We start from the raw sequence: 5,672 nt of genomic DNA, 5'->3' as shown, positions 1-5,672 counted from the left end.
TCAGCCCGGGGCCGGTGCGCAACTACCAAGAGGCGAAACACAGCGCTATACATAAGTACACTAAATTCTTCCATACCATGCTTCAGGAGGGGGTGTATTTGCCCCCCTCTGCCTATGAGGCCCTCTTCCTCTCGGCCTCCCACGGGCCAAAAGAGCTCAAAACCACCCTGGAAGCAGCGTCTAAGGCCTTCAAATCTTTGTAGTTAGCATTATGCCCCTTGCGCTGGATCCTCCCTTGTGGTACCATGGCCAATCCGATTATTCACCGGGAGAGCCGCACCGAGAGCCCGGAGTGAACCCTCCTCATGAGTGAACCAGCAATGACCGTGGAATTATCGGCCCCCGCATCGGGGAGCCCGGAGTCAATTCTGAGGGAGAGGCCCTATACCATGAAGGGACTGAAGTGCCGAGAGTGTGGCCGGGAGTACCCCGCGGAAATCCTTTATGTTTGCGAGTACTGTTTTGGCAGCATTGAGGTTCAGTACGACTACGATCTTATCCGGGAGCAGCTGACGCGGGAAGTGATTGCCTCGAGACCGCAGAATTTGTGGAGGTACCGGGAGCTCTTGCCTTTGGACGGACCGCCCACAAGCGGCTGGCACTCCGGTTTTACCCCTTTGGTGAAGGCTCCGCGTTTGGCCAAGGAACTCGGCATTAAGGAGCTGTATCTAAAGGATGACTCCGTGAGTCATCCCACGCTTTCTTTTAAGGACCGTGTGGTGGCGGTAGCTATTTCGCGCGCCAAGGAGTTTGGTTTTGACACGGTGGCTTGCGCGAGTACCGGGAATTTGGCGAATTCGGTTGCAGCCCAGGCAGCGGCTGCAGGTCTTAAGGCCTTTGTCTTTATCCCTCATGATTTGGAAAAGGGGAAAGTCACGGCCTCTTTGGTGTACGGGCCCCAGGTTGTGTCTGTGCACGGCAATTACGACGAAGTGAACCGGCTCTGTTCGGAAATCGCTTCCAAGTACAATTGGGCCTTTGTGAACGTCAATATCCGGCCCTATTACGCCGAGGGCTCCAAGACCTACGGATTTGAAATCGCCGAGCAGCTGGGCTGGAAGCTGCCGGACAATGTGGTTGTTCCCGTGGCCGGGGGATCGCTCATTTCCAAAATCTGGAAGAGCTTTAAAGAGCTTTCCATGCTGGGGCTGATTGACGGCGAAATCCACACCAAGATAAACGCCGCTCAGGCCGAAGGCTGTAGCCCTGTGGTTACCGCCATCAAGGAAGAAACCGATATCATTAAGCCGGTCAAACCCAACACGATTGCCAAGAGTCTGGCAATCGGGAATCCTGCGGATGGTTACTATGCCGCGGATACGGTGCGCACCAGCGGCGGCTGGGGCGAATCCGTAACAGATGAAGAAATTGTCGAGTCCATTGCTTTGTTGGCCCGTACCGAAGGGATCTTTACCGAGACCGCGGGGGGTGTCACCGTGGGTGCGACCAAGAAGCTGATCAAGACGGGCAAGATCAAGCCCGATGAGAGCGTGGTCATTTGCATTACTGGAAACGGCCTTAAGACTTTGGAACCGGTCGCGGAGAGGATGGTCTCTCCCATACACATCCGGCCGAGCCTTGAATCCTTCGAAGAAGAGGTCAAGCCTTAGAGGAGTTGAGAGATGTACGCAGTTGTCGAAACAGGTGGAAAGCAGTATCGCATAGAAAAAGGGCAGGAGTTTGAGGTGGAGCTCTTGGAAGGCGCAGAGAGTTCTTCAGTGACCCTGTCGAATGTATTGCTTGTCGCGGACGGAGAGAATGTTGCCATCGGTCATCCTTATTTGGAGGGAGGCCAGGTTCAATGCACGTTGCTGGCGCAAACCAAGGGTGAAAAGGTTGTGAACTATCGCTACAACCGGCGCAAGAAATTTGATCGCAAGGTGGGGCATCGTCAGAAACTGACCCGTTTGCGCGTTGAGGAAATTTTGACAGGAGGGAAAAATGGCACATAAAAAGGGTCAAGGCAGTGTTAAGAATGGCCGGGATAGCCATTCCAAACGGCTGGGGCTGAAAAGAACCGAAGGGGAGTTCGTGCTCGCCGGGACGATCCTGGTGCGTCAGCGCGGCACTCCGGTTAAGCCCGGTTGGAATGTAGGCAAGGGAAATGACGATACGCTCTATGCGCTTTCGGATGGCTTTGTGAGGTTTCCGAAAAAGGGGGAGATCAGTATCCTTTCTTCCTAGTCACACTGAGCCGCGATACTAATTCCTAGACCAGCCCTCCGCATGCCGGGGGGCTTGGTCTAAGAAGAGGAAAAAGAACCCGGATATTCGGGTACGGGACAAGGGCATGTTTATTGACGAAGCTCGGATCTATGTTCAGGCAGGTCGCGGCGGCAACGGATGTGAGAGTTTCTATTTTGACCGCCGGAAGCACCGCCGGCGCCCTCATGGGGGTAACGGCGGGCGAGGCGGTCATATTGTTTTTAAGGCCGATCACTCGGTAGACAATCTGCTGGGCTTTAAGTTTCAGCAGCACTATAAGGCCGAGACCGGCGCACACGGCGGCGGAAATAACAAGCACGGCGCGAACGGAGAGAACACCCTGATCCGTGTTCCTGTGGGCACGATTATCCGCGATGAGGCAACCGGCGGGCGTCTGCGCGATATGTCCACGGATAATATGGAAGTCACAGTTTGCAAAGGGGGTATGGGCGGCCGGGGGAATTACGGCAACAAACAGGTTACTCCGGGCGAGGAAGGAGAGATTCGTACTGTTCTCCTGCAGCTCAAGGTGCTTGGGGACGTGGGGTTGGTGGGGCTGCCCAATGCGGGGAAGTCCACTTTGCTCAATCGGATCTCCGGCGCTCATTCTGAAGTGGGAGACTACCCCTTTACCACGCTTTCACCTCATTTGGGGACCGTGATCGAAAACAACGGGGAGCGCAAATGGACTGCCGTGGATATCCCCGGGCTGATCGAGGGGGCTCATGAGGGTCGCGGTCTGGGGGACCGGTTCTTGCGGCATATCGAACGCACGCGTATTCTGCTTTTTATGCTCGATATGGGACCCTATGCGCCGGAGTCTCCGGTGCGCGCCTTTGAGCAGTTGAGCGGGGAAATCACGCAGTACGGACAGAAGCTGGACCGCAAGCCTTGGTTTGTGGCGGCCAATAAGATGGACCTGACCGGAGCTGATGGGCGGTTGGAGTCCCTTCGGTCCGCAGTCGGAGACCATCCGCTCTTTACGATCAGCGCAGCCACGGGCGAAGGGGTGGAGAAGTTGCTTAAGGCACTCAGTGAAACTCTTCACGCGGCTTAAGGAGAGACCATGAAGCCGAAAAGACTCGTCATCAAAGTCGGAACGAGTTTGTTAACCAACCAGAATAAGCGTTTGGACCGCCGGTGTGTGAGACGCATTGTCTCGGGTGTGGTACGAGTCCGGGAAATGGGCTACCAGGTGGTCTTAGTCAGCTCCGGCGCGGTGGGCGCGGGCATGGGTCTTCTGGGGCTCCATCACCGTCCCCGTGCGCTGGACAAGTTGCAGGCCGCTGCGGCCTTGGGGCAGGGACACCTTATGCGGATTTACGACGAGCTCTTTCATGAAGCCGGCTTGCGCACCGGCCAGATTTTGCTCACCCAGGAAGGAGTTCAGGACCGGCGCCGCTATCTCAATGCTCGCAATACACTCCTGGCTCTCTTGGACTACGGCGCAGTTCCCATCGTCAATGAAAATGACAGTGTTTCGACAGAAGAAATTCGTTTTGGCGACAACGATGTGCTCTCTGCCCTGGTGGCCAATTTGGCCGAGGCCTCTCTCTTAGTGATCCTCTCTGACGTGGATGGCTTGTACACAAGCCAAGGCAGGGATCGCAGCCTGATCTCCCGGGTGGAACATATTACTCCCGAAATCGAGGCGGTTGCCGGAGGGACCCGGAAGAGCTCTGCTGTGGGCGGAATGACCACGAAGATTTTGGCAGCTAAGGTGGCTACCAGCTCTGGAATTCCCTGCATCATCGCCAATGGTCGCCGCAGCTCTACGGTCCTTCAGAACATTCTCGAAGGGAAAGAGGTGGGCACCTACTTTGTGGCTTCTGAGCGCGGCATTATGGGCAAGAAGCGTTGGGTGGCTTATGCCTCCAAGGTCGCGGGGCGTATACGGGTGGATGCCGGGGCCCAAAAGGCCCTGGCCGAAGGGGACAAGAGTCTGTTGCCTTCGGGGATCAGCGGCGTGGAGGGCAATTTCAAGCTCGGCGATGTGGTGTCTGTGCTCGGGCCGTGCGGCGAAGAGTTCGCCCGCGGATTGAGCAACTATTCAGCCGAAGAAATGGCCCAAATCAAAGGGTTGAAATCCGGGCAGCTCGAAGGTGTTTTGGGGCGCGTTGCCTATGCGGAAGCCATTCATCGGGATAACTTGGTGATTTTGTCTAAGTGAGATGCCAGGGACGGTTCTCGACTGTCCCTTGAGCGTTACGAACCGTCGAGAACCGTCCCTGAAGTTGTGGCTGGGTGCCTGACACCCGTTGAGCCAAGGAGATACAAATGAGTATCGTATCTGAAATCCGCACTTACGGAGAAAAGGCAGTGCTGGCCAAGCGCGAGCTGGTGAAGCTCAGCACAGAAATGAAGAACACGGTGCTCTTTGCAATGGCGGATGCTTTGGCAAACAAGCAGTCCGCCATTATCGAAGAAAACAAAAAGGATCTTGCTGCGGGTGAGGCGCGCGGCCTCGGCAAAGCAATGCTCGACCGTCTCATGCTCAACGAGAAGCGCATCGGGGAGATGTCGGAGGGCGTTCGCCAAGTGGCGGCGCTCAAGGATTCCGTGGGGGAGATTATTTCCGAGTGGACCCAGCCCAACGGGCTCCGTTTTCAAAAGGTGCGTTCGCCGATTGGGGTGATCGGAATCATCTATGAATCGCGCCCCAATGTGACGGCTGACTGCACAGCGCTTTGTCTAAAAAGCGGAAATGCCGTTATCCTGCGAGGCGGCTCCGAAGCCATTCACTCGAATATCGCGATTTTTGAGGCCATGGAGGATGCTGCCACAAAGGCCGGACTCCCGCAGGCGGCCATGCAGCTGGTTCGCGATACGGATCGCGAGGCTGTACGGGCGCTTTTGGAGCTGGAAGGGTATGTGGACCTGGTGATCCCCCGCGGCGGTGAGGGCCTGATTCGCAAGGTCGTGGAGTACGCCAAGGTGCCGGTGATCAAACAATACAAGGGCGTATGCCACACTTATGTGGACAAGAGCGCCGACTTAAAGATGGGTGTGGAGATCGCCTTTAACGCCAAGGTTCAGCGCCCCAGTGTGTGCAATGCCATGGAGTGTCTGCTTGTGCATGCAGCCGTGGCACAGGAGTTCTTGCCTCTTGCTGCCGGGCCTTTGGTCCAGGCCAATGTGGAGATTCGCGGAGATGCGCGCACGTGTGAGATCCTCCCCAGTGCCACCCCTGCAACGGATGCGGATTGGGGTACGGAGTTCCTGGACTATATCCTGGCAGTGCGCGTGGTCAAAGATTTGGACCAGGCCGTGGAGCACATCGCCCAGTACGGATCCGGGCACTCCGAGGCGATTATCACGTCGGATGAAAAGGCTGCGGCCGAATTCCTCAATCGGGTGGACGCTTCCAGTGTGTATGTGAATGCATCCACCCGGTTCACCGACGGAGGGCAGTTCGGTATGGGGGCGGAGATCGGAATCAGCACCGACAAGTTGCACGCCCGCGGCCC

General features: G+C 56.5%; 7 protein-coding genes. All 7 read left to right on the top strand.

Translation table 11 applies throughout. From position 1 onward, the window contains the following. On the top strand, positions 1-203 hold a 203-nt coding region (locus tag JW937_02830), incomplete at its 5' end, for an aspartate aminotransferase family protein (protein MBN1586345.1). 186 nt (positions 204-389) lie between these two features. Further along, positions 390-1,610: a threonine synthase gene (locus JW937_02825; protein ID MBN1586344.1), complete on the top strand. Its 1,221-nt coding sequence runs from the start codon at positions 390-392 to the stop codon at positions 1,608-1,610. Between the two features lie 12 nt (positions 1,611-1,622). Beyond that, positions 1,623-1,952, top strand: coding sequence for a 50S ribosomal protein L21 (gene rplU / locus JW937_02820; GenBank protein ID MBN1586343.1), 330 nt, complete (start codon positions 1,623-1,625; stop codon positions 1,950-1,952). Continuing rightward, positions 1,942-2,184, top strand: a complete 243-nt coding sequence (gene rpmA, locus JW937_02815) for a 50S ribosomal protein L27 (protein ID MBN1586342.1) — start codon at positions 1,942-1,944, stop codon at positions 2,182-2,184. The genes rplU and rpmA overlap by 11 nt, the downstream gene beginning before the upstream one ends. A gap of 106 nt (positions 2,185-2,290) precedes the next feature. Further along, positions 2,291-3,262 carry a GTPase ObgE gene (gene obgE, locus JW937_02810; protein ID MBN1586341.1) on the top strand — a complete coding sequence of 324 codons (972 nt, stop codon included), beginning with the start codon at positions 2,291-2,293 and terminating at the stop codon, positions 3,260-3,262. 9 nt (positions 3,263-3,271) lie between these two features. Then, the gene (gene proB, locus JW937_02805) at positions 3,272-4,375 is read left to right on the top strand and encodes a glutamate 5-kinase (protein ID MBN1586340.1); all 1,104 of its coding nucleotides are present in this window, start codon (positions 3,272-3,274) and stop codon (positions 4,373-4,375) included. A gap of 107 nt (positions 4,376-4,482) precedes the next feature. Beyond that, on the top strand, positions 4,483-5,672 hold a 1,190-nt coding region (locus JW937_02800; protein MBN1586339.1), incomplete at its 3' end, for a glutamate-5-semialdehyde dehydrogenase.

This window comes from Candidatus Omnitrophota bacterium (assembly GCA_016929445.1).
Taxonomy (GTDB): domain Bacteria; phylum Omnitrophota; class Gorgyraeia; order JAFGIU01; family JAFGIU01; genus JAFGIU01.
This window is presented reverse-complemented; position numbering and strand designations above follow the sequence as displayed.

Coding starts and splice junctions, on each gene's coding strand:
- JW937_02825 (MBN1586344.1), top strand. CDS start 390: ATGAAGGGACTGAAGTGCCGAGAGTGTGGCCGGGAGTACCCCGCGGAA.
- rplU (MBN1586343.1), top strand. CDS start 1,623: ATGTACGCAGTTGTCGAAACAGGTGGAAAGCAGTATCGCATAGAAAAA.
- rpmA (MBN1586342.1), top strand. CDS start 1,942: ATGGCACATAAAAAGGGTCAAGGCAGTGTTAAGAATGGCCGGGATAGC.
- obgE (MBN1586341.1), top strand. CDS start 2,291: ATGTTTATTGACGAAGCTCGGATCTATGTTCAGGCAGGTCGCGGCGGC.
- proB (MBN1586340.1), top strand. CDS start 3,272: ATGAAGCCGAAAAGACTCGTCATCAAAGTCGGAACGAGTTTGTTAACC.